The sequence below is a fragment of the Pseudoalteromonas sp. S1609 genome (assembly GCF_005887255.1).
In the GTDB taxonomy this organism is placed as follows: Bacteria; Pseudomonadota; Gammaproteobacteria; order Enterobacterales; family Alteromonadaceae; genus Pseudoalteromonas.
Genome location: NZ_PNDJ01000258.1, coordinates 1 through 246, shown reverse-complemented (window position 1 = coordinate 246; position 246 = coordinate 1). Strand labels below are relative to the sequence as shown.

Here is a 246-nt window from a genome sequence, read left to right as displayed (position 1 = left end):
AATATCCTAAAACTAAAGCTAATCATTCGGCTCTCCGGAAAGCTAATTAAAATGCGTATGTAGAGTATAGAATTTCATTTCTATCTTGGGCGCGTTGGGTTATTCGTGCGTTTCGAGCGATTATCTTAAGCTCTTTCATAGCGGTTATAGGTATAAATCCTGTATCTTCACAAGTCCATACCTCGTGACTAAACTCTTGAACGATAGTAACAACTTTTCTGTCAGTTCCAACTTCGAAAAAGCTCT

Annotated in this window: 1 pseudogene; it reads right to left on the bottom strand. The window is 37.8% G+C overall.

Going from position 1 to position 246, the window contains the following annotated elements:
• Positions 1-46 precede the first annotated feature (46 nt).
• Positions 47-246 (bottom strand): annotated as a pseudogene (locus CWB76_RS20195) (hypothetical protein); the annotation flags it as partial.